Genomic DNA, 20,476 nt, shown 5'->3' on the forward strand with positions numbered 1-20,476 from the left:
GACGCGCTGTGGCAGATCTGGTTCCATTCGCCGGTAGGAGGATCATAGGCAACCAGCCTTACGCCGCCGACCGGTCCGCGACGTTCGATGCCCATGCCTTGCCCCTCACGAGAGGCGTTGCTGGCCGCGCAGATCGGCAGTGTAAAAATGGTCTGGCCATCTTGACGTGAGCTTCTACCTTCAAAACTGCCCAATTACCTGGACCGGCAGTCAAATGGTCTCAGGGCAGCAATGAGGAGATGCGCTGGGAACCCGGCTCGTCGGGCGGGTATTCTATTGATCTTCGGTTTCGACAGATCCATGTTCCGTCGTCACTGTGATCGCGTTGTCGCCCGCGATTGCCCTAGCGTATTCGAAGCGCTCCAACTTCTGTTCTGCCGACAGGCCTTTGAACATCGCGGTGGCCGAGTTCGTGATTTTGAAGTCGCCGCAACTCGGACAGCGAAACTCCCGGATGTCGCCAACTGTCTCCGAATTAACGAGTGCCTGCTCATCTGTGATAGGGCAAATTGCGGCCATCCAAGCCATCGTGGTCCTCCGTCCTAAGGCCGTCCTCGATTACCCAAAAGGCATCGTCGAGTGCAAAATCCATTTCTGCCGACGCTCACCCCACCTGGAGTACTCCACTGAGTAGATTGCGCTCTCCACTCTCCAACCCGGAATGTGGATTAAAGCCAGTTCCTCGGCGAGCGATTTGCTGGTGAGCGGTAGGCGCTCTCGCTCTGGAGCCTCTCCCAAACGATCGGAGATGTTCATGTAGCGTCGGGCAGGACCGAAGGGCCGGAACGTGGCGTTTTCATCTCTTCGGCAATCACCAGTAGCGCCTCCAGAGCGACGGCGATCCCCGACATCACCGTACTTATGTCTGCGCTGCCGCCGAGCGTCGAAAGTTCGGCCGCTCGCGTTTGCATGCTTTGGCTCAGCTCTTGTAACTTCAGGCGCAGCTCGTCATCCATGTATGTTCTCCAAGCTTGACGCTGGAGGAACGCGCCTGCTTACAACCCGTTCCGCCGGTGGCCGCAGAGAACCAGAGACACCGCAGATGCTACAACTCGCGCTGTGGCGGCGCTTAGGATGGGCGGTGGATTGAGCCTCAGCGACTGACCGTCGGCAAATAGCGGATGCTTCAGTCTCGAAAAGGTGCTGGACGGCTCGATATGCACCGCCCCTTGGCCCTGGGTGCTGGTCCCATGCACAGTAAGGCCGTGCAAGTGCGCGCGGCCTCTGGGCTCAACATTCCAGTCGTCATGGTCCAAAGTTGTCCCAAGGCGGGTTCTCACCAAAGTGGGCGGCGAGAAGCGTTACGAAGCTTTGAACTTTGGCGGAAAGATGCCTTCTTGACGGGTACATCGCGTATATCGACCGGCTTACCGGCTTGAACTGGGGCATCACTGTCTCCAGCTGGCCCGAACGAATGGCTTCTCCAACAAGGAAAGTGGGGCAAAGTACTATGCCTGCTCCACCCAGCGCCGCATCGCGCAGGAGCTGCCCGTTCGTTGCCGTCATCCGTGCAGTGATTTTTACCGCCACTTCCCCCTTTGGTCCGTCGAACCGCCATTTTCCGCGGCTGGCGCGCAACGCGTAGTCCAGACAATCATGGTCGTGGAGATCCGACGGCTTTGTGGGACGCCCGCGTCTGTCCAGATAGTCGCGCGAAGCGCAGACCACCTCGCGTGAGGGCGCGATTCGGCGAGCAACCAGATTGGAAACCGTGAGTGGAGCGATGCGTACCGCGACATCCAAGCCCTCTTCCACGATATCAACCACACGGTCGTCCAACACCAACTCAACCGACACCTCCGGATAGACCGCGAGATATTCTGCAACGACTCTCCCAAGGTGCATCGCGCCGAAGGAGATCGGCGCGCTGACACGCAGTGAGCCGGTCGGACGTGTCTTGCTCTCGGCCGCGCTCGTACGAACTTCCTCGACATCCTCGATTATGCGCAGACTGCGCTCGTAGACGGAGGCGCCGACCTCTGTCAGGCTGATGCGCCGGGTCGTCCGGTTGAGAAGGCGTGCGCCAAGCCACTCTTCCAGCATTTGGACATGCTTGCTCACGGCCGCTGGCGATACTCGCATCCGCTTGGCCGCTCCAGCGAAGCTGCCTTCACCGACGACGTTGGCAAACACGGTCATGCTGGTCAGCCGGTCCAACTGCAATCACCTCTTTCATTCACGTTTCGTGAATTCACCATCCATATTTCCCTCCATTATCAATCCACGGTGGACAGATTATCTGAAGCCAGGCCGGGATCAATTGCCCGATCCGTCTCTCTAACATTTGCCCGAAACGTCGGCGTCGAGTGCCTTCTTGCGGGCTGGAGGTGATCATGTCTCTGACCAAAGCAGCCCTTCAGGAGAAACAGGGAGCCACTGTTCGCATGTGGCTCTCCGTGCTCACCGTATCGCTGGGTATTTTTTCGATGATCACTGCGGAGCAACTCCCTGTGGGGCTGATTCCGGCAATTTCTTCCGAGTTGAATGTCTCTATTGGGAGTGGCGGTCTCACGGTGACGATACCCGGCGTAATTGCGGCGTTCGCTTCTATCGGTTTGCCGTTGGCAGTGGGGAGGCTCGACCGGCGTATTCTGATGGCGGGCCTGCTCGCGGCAATGGCTGCGGCGAGCGTGATTTCAGCGCTTGCAACGAACTTTCCCGTTCTGCTCGCGTCCAGGCTGCTCGTCGGGATCACCATCGGTGGCTTTTGGGCGATAGCCGGGAGCATCGCAGTACGCCTTGTTCCTGGACCGTCCGTGCCGCGCGCCATGACTATTGTCTTCGGCGGTGTAAGTGCCGCTGCGGTGCTGGGCGTGCCGGCCGGCACGATCATCGGTGATCTAGTCGGCTGGCGCGGCGCGTTCTGGTCTCTCGCCGGTCTGAGCTTTGCCATACTGCTCGCCGCCCTGCTTGTGCTTCCGAAGCTGGAGGCGGCGCAGCCTGTGGAGGTGAAAGCCCTGCGTGCGCAATTGCGCAATCCCGCCCTTCTGGCGGGCGTGGTTGCGACCGCACTGCTGGTGGCTGCTCACTACGGTGCCTACACCTTCGTGAGCCCGGTGTTGCTGGAGGTCTCGGGCGTCACTGCAGGGAGCATAGGCTGGCTACTGTTGGGGTATGGCATTCTCGGAATGATTGGCAACGCCGTCGCAGGCGTCTGGGCCGCCAAATCCGTCGGTCGCACATTGGCCTGCATCGTCATTGGGCTCGGCGCCACGCTGGCTCTCTTCCCTTTGCTCGGGGTCACGCCGCTCACAGGAACCATCCTGCTGCTGGTGTGGGGCTTCGCGTATGGCGCGGCGCCCATCACGCTGCAGACGTGGGTGCTGAGTGCAGCACCAGAAAGCGCGGAGACCGCGACGGCCATCTACTGCTTCACTTTCAATCTTGCCATCTCCGTGGGTACCCTAGCGACCAGTCAGATCGTCGACACGATGGGCGTGAACAGGGTCCTCTGGGTCGACTCCGCCATCATCCTGCTGGTGCTGCTGCCGGTGTGCCGCGCACCCATGCTTAACCGGAACATCGGAAACTCGTAGACAGCAAGCCATCCTGTGCCGCCATCTGTCTATGATGCTGTGTAGGTTGAAGTAGACCTTCGTTCCTCTGTCTTGAAAGTCACGCGCGTCACATCAAACGCGGTTCCGCCGCACCGTGCGGGTGCCGATGCTTTGCGCCCCCGGAGGACAACTGGCTACTTGAAAAAGGACTTGATCCCCTCGTCGATATGTGTGCTGATATGAGATCGATCTCATGCCGCGCTCTCAATTGCTGTTTCTCTACGGGAGCGCGCTCTGGGAAGCATATGTCTGAATGACGATGAAGAGGGAGGTTCAAGTGAGGAAATTGATCGCGTGGCTGGCCTTGGCCACTACCACGCTCGCGTTCGCGTCTGCGGCGTCGGCGGGTGAAACCATCGACCGGGTTACCTCGAAGAAGGCAATGGTGGTCGCCACAAACAGCGGTTGGCCGCCGCAGAGTTTCCTCGACGACAGTAATCAGTTGGTCGGCTTCGATATCGACGTCTCGAAGGAGATCGCAAGGCGCCTCGGTGTGGAGGTCAGTTTCGACACGCCGGACTGGGCGACGATGACGGGCGGCCATTGGCAGGGACGCTACGATCTGGGTGTCGGCTCGGTGACGCCGACCAAAGCGCGGGCCAAGGTGATCGATTTCGAAGGCATCTATTATTATAGCCCCTACGTTTACGTGGTTCACAAGGACAGCCCGGCCAAATCGGTCGCCGACCTGAACGGTAAGATCATCGGCGTCGAGACCGCCACCACGTCGGAGGATTTCATCCGCAGACAACTCGAGATCGATGCTCCCGGCCTGCCGCCCATCGAATACAAGCTGGAGCCAGGTGAGATCAGGACTTTCGCCGACTCAATGCTGCCGTTCGACGATTTGAGGCTTGGCGACGGCGTGCGCCTCAACGCGGTCATCGCACCAGAACAGACGGCTCAGAACGCGATAAAGAACGGCTACCCGTTGCGTGTCCTGGAAGGCGGCTATGCCTTCCGTGAGCCGCTGGTGGTGATCGCGGAAAAAGGTGATGCCGAGTGGAATGCCAAGATCGGCGGCATTCTCGACGAGATGAAGAAGGACGGTACCCTCGCGAAACTGACCACCAAGTGGTACGGCAAGGATTACAGCGCCGACTGAGGAGCGTCGTGGATAAAGCTTGAGCGGGATGCATTCAATTGAACATCCCGCTCCATCTGTTTTGTTTCAGCCGCATTTCCACGACACCGGGCGGCTCCGCCTGCCTGCAAAATGCTCTAGTGCCGCCACCTCATCATATTGATCATGACATGTCCTGACACCTATTACCGACGCACGCTTGCCGACAACACCATCAGACCGCCGCTGAGCGGCGTTTCCGAGTGCGAGACAGTCGTTGTCGGCGGCGGACTGGCCGGCCTGACAACGGCGTTGCAGCTGGCTCGCGCCGGCCAGCAGGTCGTCGTGCTTGAGGCGCAGCGGATAGGATTCGGCGCTTCCGGTCGCAATGGCGGCTTCGTCAATCCCGGTTTCGCCACCGGCACCGACAACATCGCCGCGATGGCCGGCGTCGACGCGGCACAAAAACTGCACCGCCTGTCCATCGAAGGCGTCGACTTCGTGCGGCAGACGATCCGCGATCTCGACATCAAGGCGGCAGAGCCGCGCTCCGGTATATTGAGCGTGCTTCGCCACGATGGTGGCGCCGCGCTCAAGGCATATGCCGAGCAACTGGCGCGGGATTTCGACTATCGGCTCGACTATCTCGATCGCGACCAGGTGCGAGCGGTGCTGCATTCGGATCGCTACCACCAAGGCCTGCGCGATCCCAGCGCCTTCCACATGCATCCGCTTAACTATCTGCGCGCCGTTGCTGGCGAGATCGAGCGGCTGGGCGGCAGGATATACGAGAGAACGGCTGCCGTTGAAGCCAACCTTGACGGCGCCGAAAAGATCTTGCGTACCGACAGCGGCGAAGTGCGCGCCCGCCAGGCCGTAGTTGCCACCGGCGGATATACGGGGCCACTGGTCGGTCGGCTGCAGCGGGCATTCCTGCCGATCGCCACTTACGTTATGGTGAGCGAGGAGGCGCCTGACCTCATCGCCAAGTCGATTACGACGACCGACGCCGTCGGCGATAACCGTCGCGCAGGCGATTATTACCGTGTTGTCGAAGACGGCAGGCGGCTGCTCTGGGGAGGGCGCATCACCACCCGGGCAGCCTCATCGGGCGTGTTGGCGAGGCAATTGCGCCGTGAGATGGTCACCACTTATCCGCAGCTCGAACACCTCAAGACCGAACTCGCCTGGTCCGGGCTCATGTCTTATGCCCGGCACATGATGCCCCAGATAGGCCCGTTGCAGCCGGGCGTCTGGTACCTCACGGCTTTTGGTGGCCATGGCATCAACACCACGGCGATCGCCGGCAAGTTGATCGCCGAAGCCATACTGGGACAATCGGACCGCTACCGGCTGTTCACACCCTTCGGCCTTGCCTGGGCGGGCGGCCCGGCTGGACTTGCGGTTGCGCAACTCACCTACTGGAAGCTGCAGGCGCAGGATTGGTGGCGCGAGCGGGCCCGCTGACCGCAGGGAGATCGAAGACGTGATCGGCCGACTATTGCTCAACCACCCGGACGCGGCGCGCCGCGTTGGCGTGTTCTTCGTGCTCGCCGCCATCGCCGCCGGCCTGTATGGGCTCGGCATCAAAGCCAGTTGGCTCGGCAAGCTCGTTCCGTGGTCCGTCGAGTGGCTCGCCGCCAACCCGGACGTCGGGCGGGCGGTCTCGGCGGTGCTGATCGCATTGATCTTGGTGGCGAACTGGAACGCGCTGCGGTATCTCAGCCGCAAACAGCAGATTGTGGCAGTCTGGATAGAGCTGTTCGTGTTGCTAATGTTGTTTTTCTATTCCTTCGACTTGTCCTTCGCGTTCATCGCCAAGAAGATCGGCTTCCTCGTCTCGAAGGGTGTGGTGACGACCCTCTACATTTCGGCCATTTCGATCGCCATTGCCACCCTCATCGCCTTCGTTGGCGCCATCGCCAAACTTTCCCGCAACGGCGTGGTCTATGGCTTGGCGACCTTCTATACCTCTCTGTTTCGTGGCTTGCCGTTGCTGATGCAGATCTACATCATCTATCTCGGCCTGCCGCAGATTGGCTATGTGATCGGCGCCGTGCCGGCCGGTATCATGGCGCTGTCGCTCTGCTACGGCGCGTACATGACCGAGATCTTCCGGGCCGGCATCGAAAGCATCTCGCGCGGCCAGACCGAGGGTGCTACGGCACTCGGCCTTAGCGCTAACCAGACGATGTTCCTGGTGATCCTGCCGCAGGCGATGCGGGTCATCGTGCCGCCAACCGGCAACCAGTTCATTGCGATGCTGAAGGATTCTTCGCTGGTCTCGGTGGTCGGGGTCTGGGAGATCATGTATCTCGCACGCACGCAGGGCCAGACCGAGTTCCGCCACATCGAGATGCTCATCACCGCCTCGATGATCTATTGGCTGCTCTCGATGGGGCTCGAGTTCCTGCAGTCGCGGATCGAGGACCGGTTCGGGCGCTCACTCAAGCGCTGATCGTCATCCGTGATTTTCGCCAAAGCGAGTTGCACAGCACCGCAACAGCCAGCTTCGGAGAGCAGCTGCAGATTGTACGCCACAGCACGCCGTTCGGCGACGCCGTCAAGGGTGAATCAACCCGGTATTTCATCGGCTTAGCCCGATCGGAGGGCAGAATAGAGCAAGTGCTGGACGAGCATGGTCGTTGGCCGACTGCCCGGCAACTTCGACCGATTGCTGGATTTCACCCGCGCCGACAAATCGATAAAATCAACGACTTTAACATGTCCTCCGGGCCAACCATTATCGCTATGTATCGATGGTAGCCGAGTTCGCCACGTGGTTCGCCAATAGGTTTGTCAGGCAGTGGTTTGCGCGTTACCAGCCGCACGACTCGGTCCATGCCCTGCACAGCCAAACGCACCGGCGAGGTTCCCGGGAATGAAGCTCGGCATGGTGTTTCGTTCCTTTGAAGTGGGCGTGTTTGGGGGAAGACCGTAGTCGGCGTGTTCGCGCCCGGTGGAATTTTCGAAGAGTTGTTTCCAACGGCGGGAACGAACCAAACTTCCATGCATTTAGCTCTGGCTTCGTTCATTCACTCTTTCTTCTGGGAGCTGGACCATTGTCATCCGGAGGCTATCTCTTGGCCGACCAACAAACCAATGACGTTTCCATCGTTGATCTGATACCTGCCCTGCGGGCTTTCGCGCGCACCTTCTGCCGCGTTCCAGACGATGCCGACGATCTGGTGCAGGAAACGTTGACCAAAGGGCTCGCCAACATCGACAAGTTCGAACCCGGTACACGCATGAAGTCGTGGCTCTTCACCATCATGCGCAACACCTACTACACGCGGATCAAGATCGCTGCACGGGAAGCGCCAGGCCTTCTCGACTGCGCGTCTTCGAGACCGATTTCGGAAGCTACCCAGGAATGGACCGTTCAGAGCAAGGAAGTTCACGGCGCCATCCAAAAGCTGCCCGAACATCAGCGCGAGGTGCTGATGCTGATCGGCGTTTTAGGAGTGGGCTACGAGGAAACCGCCGAAATCTGCGGCTGCGCGGTAGGGACGGTCAAGAGCCGGCTGAACCGTGCCCGCGCCAACATCCTTGAGCTACTCGGGGAGAGCTCGTTGCAGACATTGATAGAAAGGCGAAATCAGCTGTCGGATGGTCAGCTCGATATAGAGGTCGACAGCCGCAGATAATCAGCTCTTCACGTCTCGCCGATGCTTCCCGACGAGAGCATTTTGCAATTCGATCGCCAGCTTGGATAGGCGGTCTGGTATCTTTTCCTGCTCTATGGCGGCCAGCAGGGAAGCAATCTCCCGATCCACTGCCATCTCGACAAGCAGATCCGTGGTATCGTCGCTCGAATGAGACATCACGTTCTCTTGATAGCATCCCTAGATCCAAGTCTGGTGGATGAGCGCTCGGCACTACAAGGCGTTGTCGGCCGCTGAGAGGCTCACCGGCGGCCCTTGCACAGTTTTTCCTCCGTGCCGCGGCAAGACGCGGCGCGGTGGCGTCAGTCCTTCAGCAACCGGTTTGCGGCGTGATCCTGAAATTGATCGGACTTGGTTCGATTGCCGTCCAGCCCGCGCTCTCGGCCATGCTGCTTCCTGTCGCGGTTGGACAAAACCGCGTTTTCCTCGATCTTGTCCTTGTCCAAGGTGGTCATTGCGCCGGCGCCGGCACCTTTGCCTTGGCTGCCTTGGCCGAAATGCTTTTTGCCGCCGGATGCCATGATCTCCTCCTTCGAATCCAGGACACCGATCGGTGCCGACGCCCGAACCGGCATCGCGCTGTAATGTTCCGTCTCACCCAGCAAGCAGGAAGGCGTCGCCATCCCATGACCGAAACGGCTTCTCGCCGTCGATGACGACCCGCAATTGGTGAGCTTGCGCAAGACGGCCGATGTCGGCCCGGTCCAAAGAAAGCGATCCGCGATAAGAATAGTTCAGCAATGCGAGCCGGCCCGGCCGTTTGAGAACGCGCGCAATTTCATCGAAAAGCCGCTCAGCCATGCCGGCCAGGACCAGGTAGGGAAAGCTGTCGACCGCCAACACGCAATCGAAACTGTCGTCGTCGAAGTCGGCCAGATCGAGACCGGAGGTTTGGCGCAGTTCGACATTGCCGAGCGTTGCGCATTGCTCGGAGGCGACAGAGATCATCCGCGACGATATGTCGATGCCGACCATCCGCTTGAAGGAATTGAACAGCGCGCGCTCGAAACGTCCGATGCCGCAACCGATGTCGAGAATGTCTCGTTCAATTCCGGTGAATTCTCGCGCCTCGAGCCATTCAACGATTTCGTCGGTCATGGCTGTCAGCCGCTCGTCATCGCCAAGGGATCCTAACTGGACACTTGCGGCTGTCGAAATTGCTGCCGCGGCATCAAAACTCGAGGCCAGCCGCGTGACGACGGCGATATCCGTCTCGCCGTTACCGCGTTCATGCCGAACGGCGCCGCCTGTCGCTCGCAAAGTGGCAAGGACGCCCGGTTTGTGGCGCAGCAGTCCAGCGACCTTTCGCAGTCTTTCAGCATCGCCGGTATCCGCCGGACGGACTTTCAGCACGACCTCCGCCAATTCCGCCGCTTCAATTGTGGGCGGCAGGTGAAGCGCCAGCCTGACGAGAACAGCTTCGGCGCAGGCACCATCGGCCATGCAATCTTCGACCGCCCGTCTGACCGATGTCCGGCGCTGCGCGTGCACACTCATGACATCAACTCCGCGTCCAGATCCTCCGCATCGTCCACCTGTCAACGGCGCCCCAGCCGTATTTGTAGGGCTCCTGGCCGCGCAGGAAGTCGAACTCGCGCGCATCCTCGCGGATCGACTCCGCGATCGCGTGGCCGATCAGGATCGCCCCTGGGCTCTCCTCGGCATAAGCAGGATCGAGGCCGCCGAGATAGGCATAGGCGCGGCCGCGGTGGTGAAATCCGTAATAGGCGGCGACAGTCGTGCCATCGATCGCGAGCAACCAGCATCGGACCAGACCGTGAGCATCGAGCAAGGGAAGTGAAAGCTCATGGAAGTGCTGCACGGCGGGGTCGGCCAATACACCACCTCCATGTCCAACCCAGCGTGCATGGTGCAGGCGGATCAATTGATTCAGGAAGTTCTGGTGATCACCCCGAGCTGACGCCAACGCGAGCCGGCCGCGTCTGGACGCCGCTTGGCGCGCCCGGCGCAACTGGCGCCTGCGCCGAGCGGGAACGCAGCCGGCCAACGTTTCGTCGCCGGCAACAGCAAGCACGGGGCAGGCTGCATGAATTACCGGCCTCTCGACCGTTAAACCGGGATGCGCGATCGTAAGACCGGCACTGTTTTGCGGCAGATCAGACAAGATCCATTGTGACCACCCGACCGAGCAGATCGTTTCGGCAATTGTGGACACGACCGCCGCCTCGATATCCTGGACAGCCAGGATGTCCAGATAATCGCTGAGCGAAATGCCGACCGGAAGCAGCTTCGAACCGGCCGTTCCATGCTCGAGATAGAGTGGCGCCAGCCCGACCAGATCGCCGCCACGCCAGACCGCGACTGTCGCCAGTTCACCGGGTGCGAATGCGCGCCACCATGGCACCAGCCAGGCGGGGGATTGGAACGGCGTCGCAGAGGAACTCTGCTCCCACAGTTTCCACCAGTGCGGCGTCAAGGCATCGAATTTTACGGGGTCATCGATGATTTCGCTGCGCAACACTGCTTTTCTCACGGTGCCGCAGCGAAGCGCCGGCAATCTGTGCCAAGTTGTGCCAGCGCCTGATAGGCAGCCATATACGACGAGATCATCCGTTCCAGCGAAAACCGCCGTCGCGCCTCCACCCGGCACGCCTCGGCGTCCAGGCTGGGCGCCGCAAGAATGGCTTGGGCCATCTCGTCGACTGTGTTGACGAGAAAGCCCGTCCTGCCGTGCTCGATGACATCCGCAAGCGCACCATTCGGGAATGCGACCACCGGGGTACCGCAGGCGAGGGCCTCCATGGCGACAAGCGAGCTTGTCTCGGCGGCGAGGCTTGGAATGACCAGACAGCGGGCTGCGTTGAGAAAGCGCCTCTTGGCGTTAAAACCGAGCGGGCCCAGGAAGCGGCGGCGAGCATCAAGACGGGATTGGACCTCGTCGCGAAAGTAGCGCGTATGTGTTTCGTAGGGATAGACCTTGCCGCCGATGACCAGGGGCACGCGCGCCTGTTTGGCCGCGTCCAGGGCCAGGTGAATGCCCTTTTCCGGGCAGACCCGGCTGAGAACCAGGGCAAAGTCTCGCTTCGGCTGCACCAGGCTCAGTGCTTCGATGTCAACGCCGTTGGGAATCGGCGCCACCAGTCTGGCCCCTGGTGGCGCCGTTTGCTGCTGGGTGGGCGAGACCGCATGGAGCCACAGGTCGTCGCGCGTCGGTCGCAGAGCCTCGGCCGGATACCAGTCCAAGGGCAGGTGGAGGCTCACCAGGGTCGGACCATCGTCGGGCAGATAGGCATGAAAATCGATGCCGTGCAGATGAACCACATCGATCGGCCATCGGGCGCGGGCAGCGGCGATCGCTTTGCGATGAGCCTGCTGCGCGCGGCTCTTCGCCGCCTCGTCGAGCACGCCGTTTTCAGCCGGTATTTCCACAAGGGTACCGCTCGCGCTGGAGCCGCGGCAGCCAATGACGATAGAGCGGTGGCCGGCGCGAACCAGCTCCCGATCGAGCATCGACAGAACCTGTTCGGCACCGCCGACAGCATCGGGTCCGACGGGTGCGAGAGGGTAGGCGACATTGAGGACAGTGAGCGCCGCGGCTGGTTGCGCCTCGGTCCCGTATGCCGCACCACCTGCCGATGATGCCGCTAATTCGTCCAATGTGTCAGGCGTCTGATGCATTGGCAGCATGACACTTTCACGCTGCCGAGGCCCGCCGCGTCGGGAGCGAAGCGGACGTCATGCCGGGCGCATAGCGGCGGATCATGGTTGCGCAGAATTCCGCGAACTCCTCCGGCGCCAGTGGCGGGCTGGTGTGGTGGGGCATCATTCCGCGATGCTGCGGTGTAAAGCAAAAGGTGACCGTCACGTCGAAATCGGCGAGTGCCTCCATCTGCCGGTCGAACCAGTCCAGCGCGTTCGGCCGGAAGCTGTCTGCCCAGGAAAGCCCCGTGCGCATATTGGTGACGCCCAGCCGCTTCATCCAGGCGACGGCATCGTCCAGCCGGGGGTCCTCGAAATGAAACCACTGCACCAGCCCCATTGCGGGCGTGTAGCGCAGGAACTCCTCCAGCGCAGGTTTTGGCGTACCGTCCTGGCGCAGCAGCCCCATGTGGAAATGTCGATAGTAAGAAGAGCCCTCCGCCTCGCGATGCCGCGTCGTTGCTTCCCATTCGCGCGGAAGATCGTAGAGGCTGTACCACTGGATGCGTGGTGCGTTGCCAATCAGCAACTCGGCGGTGCGCTTGAGCCCCCAAACCTGGATTTCTTCCGCGCCGAAGGTCGATACGCCGACTTCGCTGACCCAGATGGGAAGGTTGGTGACGGTCGCGATCTCGCCGATCTTCTGTGGCCATTCGTGGATCTGCCACAGGTTCCAGTCGAGCGGAAAGCCGTGCACGGCGACGGCATCGACATGGTCCAGCACGCTGAATTCCTTCATGCGGGTGATAAAGCCCGGATCTATCGGCGAGATGCCACCGAGTACTTTCGTCAAAGACGGGTTCTCCGACGCGATTGCGTCAGCCGACAAGATCGCCATCCTGGCAAAGCGGCTCCAATCGGGATCGAGCTCTGGGTCCCAATGCGATTTGTTGTTGGGCTCGTTCCAGATCATGGCGGCTTCAATCATGGAGCTGTCCTTTCGAGGGGTAGATGGCGCCGCCGCCGGCCGGGTCCCCGGCTGCGCGGCAGAAATAGACCTCCTGCTCGGGGTGCAGAACGATCTCGAAACCGGCGCTGCGCAGCATCGCTTCGGTGCAGGCGCGGTTTGGAATCCACCAGTTGGTGGGATCGTCGGCATAGCGGTGCTCGATGAAATGCAGCTTGGGAAACTGCGGCTGGTCGAACAGGTCATGCGTCCAGAAATGATAGTTTTCCTCCAACTCGGGCAGATCCGCGCTGCCGCGCTGCATGGACTGGAAGATCATCAGGTCACGGGCGACATGTTCGCGGATCAGGTCGAGCGCGAGCAAGGGGTGGCGCAAATGGTAAAGCACCCCCATGAACAGCACGACATCGAACGTCTCGCGCAGCGAGCCGACGTCGTAGACCGAAAGCTTCTGGAATTCGATCTCGCAATCGGCAACCTCGGCGGCAAAGCGAGCCTGCGCCAGGTAGGCGTCATCGAAATCGATGCCGAGGACACGGTCAGCACCTCGCCGTTTCATCTCGATGGAGTAAAATCCTGCATTGCAGCCGATATCGAGTACGGCCTTGCCCCTCAGATCAGCGGGAATGGCATTGGCAAATTTGCGCCATTTGATCAGCGGGTAGTTGCCCAGAAAATGGTTGGGAGCGGTTTGGACGCCGGCAAGTTCCATGTTGTGGAACCATGGGCCGAGCGCATCGATGCGGCGGCGGATTTCGGCATGGGAATGCAGCATGGCTCAGGCTCCTTCGCCAGGAACGACGGGTACATGCGACTGCGCGCCGGGCATGATCATGGTGGGCCGGCGCTGCGCGGATGAGGCGTCGTTTTCAAGCAACCGCAGAGCTGTTCGATAGCCGTTGAAAGTGCCGACATCGACATAGTCCGACCCAGCCCTGACACCAAAAGCTGTACCGCCGGCCGCAATATAGGCGTTGACCAATGTGCCGATATATTCGTCACTGCGCTCGCGCTCACGCCAGAGTGCCGCAAGCTGATGCAGGATATGGCCCGGCATCTTGAACGCACCCCAAACCCAGTTCGTGGTGGCATCCTGTCGTTTGACCTGGATTTCGATCACGCGCTCGTGGACGTCGGTGACGACGGCGTCGAAGAATTCCGGCTGATCCACCGGGAAAAGCAGAAATGAGAGCTGATCGTCGGGCAAATGGCGGAAACCGTCCTCGGGAAACCAGATCGTATCGGGAAGGCCGACCAGGACGACCTCGTCGGGCGCGACGAGGGGCGCCGCCCGGAAGATCGCATCGCACAGACCGACGGGGTTCGGCTGCACCACGAAGAGAGCCGCCGCGTCACCGTAGCCGGCGGCGTAGTATTCAAGGATGTCGGATTTGCCCGATCCGATGATGAAGCAAATCTTGTCGACGCCGGCCTGCACCATGCGCCGTACCAGATACTCGCTCACGGCGCATGGACGCTCGGTCTGTCCATCGATCCGGCTACCGACCGGCAGCAGCTCTTTCGAGAAGCCGAGCGGCTGAATGCGGCTGCCGCGCCCGGCAGCGGGTACGATGCCCAACATCAGACCGCTTCCCTCATCGGTTCGCCGGGAGATCTTTGAAAGGCCTCGTTCAGGATGCGATCCAGTTCCGCCGCGCGCCGTGCGGAAGTGTGTTCGCCCAAGACCCGGTCGCGGGCACGCCTTCGAATGCCGTCGAGCTCGCGCTCCGGCAATCGCAATGCGGCGACCACATCATCGGTGTCATGCGCCAACAAGATTTCGCGGCCGGGTTCGAAAAATTCGGCCAGGCCCGGCCATGCATCGGTGACGATGGCAGCCCCACACGCGGCCGCTTCGAAGAGCCGTCCCGACGGGCACCAGCCCTTTTGCGCCATCGCCTCTCGGGTGACGTTCAGTGTCAGGCGAGATGATGAGAAGAAAGCCGGATGGTCGGCTGGCGGAAGATGCCTGACAAAGAAGATGTTGTCGCTCCATGGGAATTCCTGCGGATATTGCGCGCCGCCAATGATGAAGCGGTGGTCAGGCAGGCGCGCGGCCGGGCGGACCAGCAGCTTTTCGACGCCGGCCTGGCGATCCGCCGCGTAAGTTCCGAGATAGGACAGATCACCGGCGAATTCGGCCCGCTTCTCTGCCGGCCGGTGTTGGTCGGGATCGACATGCCCATAGAGAGGTACCACGTGACGCGCGCCTAAAACCGACTTAAGCGCCTCGATCGCAGAGCCGCCGGTGTAACTCAAAACGAGGTCGAAATCCGCAAGACCCTCAGGTCCGAAATAGGGCGGACGCTCGCCTTGCTCGATGCGGGCAAGCGTGACCGGAGTGTCGAGATCGTAGAAGACACGCAATCCGCGACCTGTCTGCTGCGCCAGCCGCGAGGCCTCCACGGCGTCGGCACAGTAGGAGGTAACGACGACGACATCCGCTTGCTTCATTGCCCGCTCCGCAACGCGACGGATGTCTTCCCAGTCCGGATAAATGACGACGTTGCCGCCATCGAGCCGATCGAGATCACGCGTCCCGGCATAGTAGGGGGTATCGCGTTCGAAGAAGGTGATGGACCATCCCAGCCGACCCAGGGCGCGGATCAGTCCGCGCCAGAGCGTGGCATGGCCGTTGCCCCATGATGATGTAACGGTGAGACCGAAAATGACCATCTGCATCCGGAAAGTCCTCGTCAGGCAGCTTCGTTCATTCGCAGGAGCTTGGAGCCCCAGTCACCCGACACGATCGTCGTGATCGAGGCTGGATCGATGTCGAAGCGGAAGCAGTCGCCGACCGGCAAGCCAAGCACCTTGCAGACGGCGGCCTTGATGACGTCGGCGTGGCTGACCAGGGCGACACACTGGTTCGGATGCCGCTCGCGCACTGCGTTCATCAGTGCGACGATCCGCTCCTGGACATCCAGCATGGTCTCGCCGCTCGGTGTCCTGGCCTCCTGCCGCTGGTCGTTCCACGCCCGCCAGCCGGCATCGCCATTCAACTCGTCGAAAGTCTTTCCCGACCAATCGCCGAAATCGATCTCGTCGAGTTCGGCGCAGATCGCGATTTCGCCGACGCCGCAGGCAAGCGCGATCGGCACGGCCGTCTCTTGCGTACGCTCACGCGGGCTGCACAAGATGGCTTCAATCGGCTCCCGGGCCATGCGGCCACCAAGATGCGCGGCCTGCGCCTTCCCAGCCTCGCCAAGGCAAACGCCGTCCATCCGTCCTGCAAGATAGGAGCCGACATTGTCGTGCGCTGCATGACGGATCAAAAAGAACGTTGTCGTCATTCCGCGGCATCCAGCAAAGGCTCGTCCTTGCCGGCGATGAAAGCGAGCGTGCGCTGCCGCGCTTCGGCGTCGGTGAACTGTTCGGGAGGCGACTTCATGAAATAGCTGCAGGGGCCGGTCAGTGCTCCCGCTATGCCGCGATCGAGCGCAAGCTTGGCGCAGCGTATCGCATCGATCACCACGCCGGCTGAATTTGGAGAATCCCAGACTTCCAGCTTGAGCTCGGCGTTGAGCGGCACGCCGCCGAAGGTCGTCCCTTCCACCCGGATATAGGCCCATTTGCGATCGGTCAGCCACGGTACGTGGTCGCTGGGTCCGACATGAATATTGCCCGGCTCCAGGGGAACATCGAACTGGCTGGCCACGGACTGGGTCTTGGAAATCTTCTTTGATTCCAGCCGCTCGCGTTCCAGCATGTTGAGGAAGTCGGTGTTGCCGCCGAAATTCAGCTGATAAGTGCGATCGATGCGCACACCGCGCTCGCGGAAGAGATTTGCCAGCAGGCGGTGAACGATGGTCGCCCCGACCTGGCTCTTGATATCATCGCCGACCAGCGGCAGCCCTCGCTGCTCGAAGCGCCGGCGCCATTCCGGACGTGAGGCGATGAAAACGGGTATGCAGTTGACGAAGGCGCAGCCGGCCTCAAGCGCGCATTCGGCGTAGAAGCGCGTCGCCTCCTCGGAGCCCACCGGCAGGTAAGAGACCAGCACGTCGGCGCCGCTGTTGCGCAGGATTTCGCTGACGTCGGCAACCGGCTCCGGCGCCTCCTCGATTTCGTCGCGCAAGTATTTTCCGATGCCGTCAAGTGTCGGTCCGCGCTCGACGCGAACGCCGTTTGCCGCCGCATCGGCAAAGCGGAACGTGTTGTTCGGGGCGGCGTAGATTGCTTCAGCGACGTCGAGGCCAACCTTGCTCCTGGCGACGTCGAATGCGCAGACAATCTCGATGTCGTCGACATGGTAGCCGCCGAGGTCGGCATGCATCAGCCCTGGGATTGGTTCGTTGCTCTTTGCGTGACGATAATAAGAGAGGCCCTGCACCAGGGAGGATGCGCAATTGCCGACCCCGACGATACCGACACGAACCTTTTTCGATCCCACGAAACTGCCGCCCTATGCTGTTCAAAGGTAAGTTCCTGCCGCCGAACCACCAGCGTGCCGGAATGTTCCTTGGCCTGCCGAAAAATTGCGCAAGACAGCATGGATCGAAGCAGCGCTCGCTGCGTTGCCGCAAGGCAAAGCATTGGAAAACCGATCGATGATCGTTTACGGCGACCAGAAGCGGAGGCAGAGCGCAGAACGGCTTCGCGAAGCTGCCAGCGAGATTGCTCAAAGTCTGGACCGCATGGCTCGTGGCCTCCGACGCCATGCCGCGCTGGTCGGGCTATTCATCAGCGTATCGGAACTGGTTCGCGCGCTTGCCGATGTCGATTTCGAGACCAGCGGCATCGACATCTTTTCGCCGCGGCAACAGCAAGGCGCCAGATTGCTGGTTGGTCTTGCGGCAGAGGTCGCGAAGTCGTGGCGAAGCGGTTTCGCCGTAGGCGGTGGCATCGACCCGGGACTTCTCCAACTGCTGGACGGGTTGGATTGCGAGGCTGAGGTTCTGACCGGTTCGGCCGAGGGTTACGCGCACTACACGCTTTATCCCGAAAGCTATTTGGGCGCGGCGCAGGAGTCAGGTCTCGATGCGAACACATGCGTGATCGGCATCCGCAGCATCGGCCTGGGGCTTGCCGCCATAGTGGCTGCCGCGATTGGCGCGCCGGCGCCATTCAGCGTTCGTCCGGTCGGCCATCCTTTCCGCAGGCACATCAATGCCGATCCGCGCTCGATCGCTTCCTGGAAGAACAATCCATCGGCACGCTTCGCCGTTGTAGACGAAGGTCCCGGTCTGTCCGGCAGTTCGATGCACGCCGTCGTCGCGTGGCTGCGGGAACTGGGTATTGGTATGGACCGCATTCACCTGTTTCCCAGCCATCCTGGCAACCCGGGCATCGAAGCGTCACGGGAGGCCAGGGAGACATGGTCGCGCTGTCCGAAACATGTGGCGACGGCGCTCGAATGCACCTTCCCCGAAAGCTCGAACATTCCCACGCTGCGCGACTGGGTGGCCGAGGCGGTCGGCAGCCCCGAATTACGCCTGACCGAACTGTCTGGTGGCGAATGGAGGAGCGTCCACTACGTCGACGAAAAGCATTGGCCGCCGAGCCCGCGCGGCATCGAGCGGCGCAAATTCCTGGCGTCCGCGGGGTGTGGTCGCTGGCTCGTCAAATTCGCCGGCCTCGGCGAAGCCGGACGGCATAAGAAACGAGCCGCGGAAATGTTGGGGAAAGCCGGGTTGGGATCGCAAGTGGTCGGGCTTTGCCACGGCTTTCTGGTTGAACGGTGGATTGACGGCACCACGATGGACCAGGCGCCGCTGCCCAGAGGAAGGCTGGTCGCGGAGTTGACGCGCTATCTAACCTGGCGGGCGCTCAATCTCCGAACCTGCGAACCGGGTGCATCATTGCTCGCACTCGCGGAAATGGCTGTTTCCAATACATCTGAAGCCCTGGGCGAGAACCGAGCGGCGACGTTGCGCCGTTGGCTCTCGAAAAAAACCCCTACGCATGTTCTGCAGCCGGTGGAAATCGACGGAAAGCTTCACGCGTGGGAGTTTCTCGTTTGTGCCGATGGCACGGTGGTCAAGACAGATGCCGTCGACCATTGCCGGGCACACGATTTGATTGGCTGCCAACCGATAGAGTGGGACATTGCCGGCGCCTGTGTCGAATATGGACTGTCCGACAGCGATGTGACGACATTGGTCGAGGGGATGGGGCTCGATATTGACAATGGCCACATCGATTTTTTCGAACCCTGCTATTTGGCGTTCCAAATCGGGCTCTGGAGCACGGCTGCGCAATCCGAAAATGGCCAGGAAAAAGCAAGGCTGGCCGCGACGGCAGGCCGATACAGGGCGGGGCTGATACGATTCCTGGACGAATCTCAGGTGTAACGTTTCGATCAATCCAGCCTTCGCAGCATGTCTGCTTCCTGCTCAAGAATAGCGGCCACTTCCTCGCGCTGCAGATGCGTCATCATCAAGCTGACGCAGCACTCGAGATAGGTAATGGAGGAGCGCCGCAGATAGGCAGCCGCCTCGCGTTCGGCAATCTTGTCGACATCCTTCGCGGGTCGCTTGGGTTGCATGAGGATGATCCTCCGTATCGGGTCCCTCCCGCCAAACTACAAGGTTGGATGGATGTTCCGCACGATCTCCGGGCAGGTCCGGCCGCGGCCCACGTCATGCAGGAAGGTTCTGCAGCCCGCCTGCGGGTCTCCTTTTGGCAAGGCCTGTCATCTGATCGCCGATGCCGGTGCCTTCGAGCGCCGCGAAATAATCGATCGTCAGCTTGAGCCCTTCGTTGAGCGGCACTCTCGGCGACCAGCCGAGCAGCGTTTTCGCACGCGAAATATCAGGCTGCCTGCGCCGAGGATCGTCTTGCGGCAGGGGCAGAAATTTCAGATCCGACTTGGTGCCGGTCATCGCCTTCACCAATGCCGCCAGTCGCACGATGGTGAATTCTCCGGGATTGCCCAGATTGACCGGCTTGCCCGGATTGGGGCCGATGTTCATCAGGCGCATCAATCCATCAATCAGGTCGGAGACATAGCAGAAGGATCGCGTCTGCTGGCCGTCGCCGAATATCGTCAGCGGACGCTTCTCGAGCGCCTGCATGATCAAATTCGAGACGATGCGACCGTCGGCCGGATCCATTCTCGGACCGTAGGTGTTGAAGATGCGCGCGACGCGGACGTCGGCCTTGCCGGCCCTTAGATAGTCGAAGCAAAGCGTTTCGGCGGTGCGCTTGCCCTCGTCGTAGCAGGCGCGTGGGCCGGTGCAGTTCACATGACCGACGTAATCTTCCCTTTGCGGGTGTTGTTCCGGATCGCCATACACTTCGCTCGTCGAGGCCTGCAGCAGTCGCGCGTCATTGCGGACAGCGAGTTCGAGCAGGTTGAGGGTTCCGATCACGCAGGTACGCGTGGTGTGTATCGGGTCGGCCTGATAACGCGGCGGTGAGGCGGCGCAGGCCAGGTTGAAGATGTGATCCACGGGCTCGCCGAGATCCAGTGGCCGGCAGATGTCCTGCTCGATCAACCGGAAACCCGGCCGGTCCATGATCGAGATGATGTTTTCCATGCGCCCGGTCAGAAAATTGTCGACGCAGATCACGCGCCAGCCGTTGCGGAGCAATACTTCGCAAAGATGCGAACCGAGGAAACCCGCGCCGCCGGCAACAAGCACCGTCTTTGCCCTGTGCGCCTTTCTTGTCTGTCGCATCG

22 protein-coding genes are annotated in these 20,476 nt (G+C 61.1%); 6 read left to right on the plus strand and 16 right to left on the minus strand.

Going from position 1 to position 20,476, the window contains the following annotated elements; translation table 11 throughout:
• Positions 1-273: 273 nt before the first annotated feature.
• The 3 genes from NKI15_RS07650 to NKI15_RS07660 all read right to left on the minus strand — a co-directional run bounded on the left by NKI15_RS07650 (position 274) and on the right by NKI15_RS07660 (position 2,157).
• Positions 274-528: a hypothetical protein gene (locus NKI15_RS07650; RefSeq protein WP_352885966.1), complete on the minus strand. Its 255-nt coding sequence runs from the start codon at positions 526-528 to the stop codon at positions 274-276.
• A 224-nt stretch (positions 529-752) separates the two neighbouring features.
• A complete protein-coding gene (locus tag NKI15_RS07655) occupies positions 753-956 on the minus strand; it encodes a hypothetical protein (RefSeq protein WP_023667962.1) in 204 nt (67 codons plus the stop codon).
• A gap of 289 nt (positions 957-1,245) precedes the next feature.
• Positions 1,246-2,157: a LysR family transcriptional regulator gene (locus NKI15_RS07660; RefSeq protein WP_352885967.1), complete on the minus strand. Its 912-nt coding sequence runs from the start codon at positions 2,155-2,157 to the stop codon at positions 1,246-1,248.
• A gap of 176 nt (positions 2,158-2,333) precedes the next feature.
• On the opposite strand from NKI15_RS07660, the gene NKI15_RS07665 reads away from it, so the two are divergent.
• The 5 genes from NKI15_RS07665 (at position 2,334) to NKI15_RS07685 (ending at position 8,267) form a co-directional block, all read left to right on the plus strand.
• Positions 2,334-3,536 (plus strand): MFS transporter, encoded by a 1,203-nt coding sequence (locus NKI15_RS07665; RefSeq protein WP_023712240.1) that lies wholly within the window; start codon positions 2,334-2,336, stop codon positions 3,534-3,536.
• 298 nt (positions 3,537-3,834) lie between these two features.
• Positions 3,835-4,662, plus strand: coding sequence for a transporter substrate-binding domain-containing protein (locus tag NKI15_RS07670; protein WP_023736090.1), 828 nt, complete (start codon positions 3,835-3,837; stop codon positions 4,660-4,662).
• 144 nt (positions 4,663-4,806) lie between these two features.
• Entirely contained in the window at positions 4,807-6,087 is a 1,281-nt protein-coding gene (locus tag NKI15_RS07675) for an NAD(P)/FAD-dependent oxidoreductase (protein WP_023667966.1), read from the plus strand.
• Between the two features lie 19 nt (positions 6,088-6,106).
• Complete coding sequence (locus NKI15_RS07680; RefSeq protein ID WP_023712239.1) at positions 6,107-7,078, plus strand: amino acid ABC transporter permease; 972 nt, start codon at positions 6,107-6,109, stop codon at positions 7,076-7,078.
• A 625-nt stretch (positions 7,079-7,703) separates the two neighbouring features.
• A complete protein-coding gene (locus tag NKI15_RS07685; protein WP_023667968.1) occupies positions 7,704-8,267 on the plus strand; it encodes a sigma-70 family RNA polymerase sigma factor in 564 nt (187 codons plus the stop codon).
• On the opposite strand, the gene NKI15_RS07690 is transcribed toward NKI15_RS07685, so the two are convergent.
• The 11 genes from NKI15_RS07690 to NKI15_RS07740 all read right to left on the minus strand — a co-directional run bounded on the left by NKI15_RS07690 (position 8,268) and on the right by NKI15_RS07740 (position 17,245).
• Positions 8,268-8,444 (minus strand): hypothetical protein, encoded by a 177-nt coding sequence (locus tag NKI15_RS07690; protein WP_023712238.1) that lies wholly within the window; start codon positions 8,442-8,444, stop codon positions 8,268-8,270.
• A gap of 143 nt (positions 8,445-8,587) precedes the next feature.
• Positions 8,588-8,806: a hypothetical protein gene (locus tag NKI15_RS07695; RefSeq protein ID WP_023741848.1), complete on the minus strand. Its 219-nt coding sequence runs from the start codon at positions 8,804-8,806 to the stop codon at positions 8,588-8,590.
• Between the two features lie 73 nt (positions 8,807-8,879).
• A complete protein-coding gene (locus NKI15_RS07700) occupies positions 8,880-9,782 on the minus strand; it encodes a class I SAM-dependent methyltransferase (protein WP_352513843.1) in 903 nt (300 codons plus the stop codon).
• Positions 9,783-9,786: 4 nt separating this feature from the next.
• Positions 9,787-10,767, minus strand: coding sequence for a GNAT family N-acetyltransferase (locus NKI15_RS07705; RefSeq protein ID WP_023696375.1), 981 nt, complete (start codon positions 10,765-10,767; stop codon positions 9,787-9,789).
• Between the two features lie 8 nt (positions 10,768-10,775).
• On the minus strand, positions 10,776-11,933 hold the full coding sequence (locus NKI15_RS07710; RefSeq protein ID WP_023744465.1) for a glycosyltransferase: 1,158 nt from the start codon (positions 11,931-11,933) through the stop codon (positions 10,776-10,778).
• Between the two features lie 7 nt (positions 11,934-11,940).
• On the minus strand, positions 11,941-12,873 hold the full coding sequence (locus tag NKI15_RS07715; protein WP_352513842.1) for a glycoside hydrolase 5 family protein: 933 nt from the start codon (positions 12,871-12,873) through the stop codon (positions 11,941-11,943).
• Entirely contained in the window at positions 12,866-13,627 is a 762-nt protein-coding gene (locus tag NKI15_RS07720; protein ID WP_023667975.1) for a TIGR04290 family methyltransferase, read from the minus strand. The genes NKI15_RS07715 and NKI15_RS07720 overlap by 8 nt, the downstream gene beginning before the upstream one ends.
• A gap of 3 nt (positions 13,628-13,630) precedes the next feature.
• Positions 13,631-14,434: a sugar phosphate nucleotidyltransferase gene (locus tag NKI15_RS07725; protein WP_023704592.1), complete on the minus strand. Its 804-nt coding sequence runs from the start codon at positions 14,432-14,434 to the stop codon at positions 13,631-13,633.
• A complete protein-coding gene (locus NKI15_RS07730) occupies positions 14,434-15,534 on the minus strand; it encodes a CgeB family protein (protein WP_023699986.1) in 1,101 nt (366 codons plus the stop codon). The genes NKI15_RS07725 and NKI15_RS07730 overlap by 1 nt, the downstream gene beginning before the upstream one ends.
• A 14-nt stretch (positions 15,535-15,548) precedes the next feature.
• Positions 15,549-16,145: a histidine phosphatase family protein gene (locus NKI15_RS07735; protein WP_023667978.1), complete on the minus strand. Its 597-nt coding sequence runs from the start codon at positions 16,143-16,145 to the stop codon at positions 15,549-15,551.
• Positions 16,142-17,245, minus strand: a complete 1,104-nt coding sequence (locus tag NKI15_RS07740; protein ID WP_023681094.1) for an inositol-3-phosphate synthase — start codon at positions 17,243-17,245, stop codon at positions 16,142-16,144. Before NKI15_RS07740 ends, NKI15_RS07735 begins: the two co-directional genes overlap by 4 nt.
• Before the next feature lie 85 nt (positions 17,246-17,330).
• On the opposite strand from NKI15_RS07740, the gene NKI15_RS07745 reads away from it, so the two are divergent.
• The gene (locus NKI15_RS07745; protein WP_245271191.1) at positions 17,331-19,145 is read left to right on the plus strand and encodes a hypothetical protein; all 1,815 of its coding nucleotides are present in this window, start codon (positions 17,331-17,333) and stop codon (positions 19,143-19,145) included.
• Positions 19,146-19,153: 8 nt separating this feature from the next.
• On the opposite strand, the gene NKI15_RS07750 is transcribed toward NKI15_RS07745, so the two are convergent.
• Positions 19,154-19,339: a hypothetical protein gene (locus tag NKI15_RS07750; RefSeq protein WP_023667982.1), complete on the minus strand. Its 186-nt coding sequence runs from the start codon at positions 19,337-19,339 to the stop codon at positions 19,154-19,156.
• A 94-nt stretch (positions 19,340-19,433) separates the two neighbouring features.
• Positions 19,434-20,474, minus strand: a complete 1,041-nt coding sequence (locus tag NKI15_RS07755; protein WP_352885971.1) for a UDP-glucuronic acid decarboxylase family protein — start codon at positions 20,472-20,474, stop codon at positions 19,434-19,436.
• Positions 20,475-20,476: the final 2 nt, after the last annotated feature.

Origin of the sequence: Mesorhizobium sp. M0862, assembly GCF_040319795.1 — a bacterium.
Lineage (GTDB): Bacteria > Pseudomonadota > Alphaproteobacteria > Rhizobiales > Rhizobiaceae > Mesorhizobium.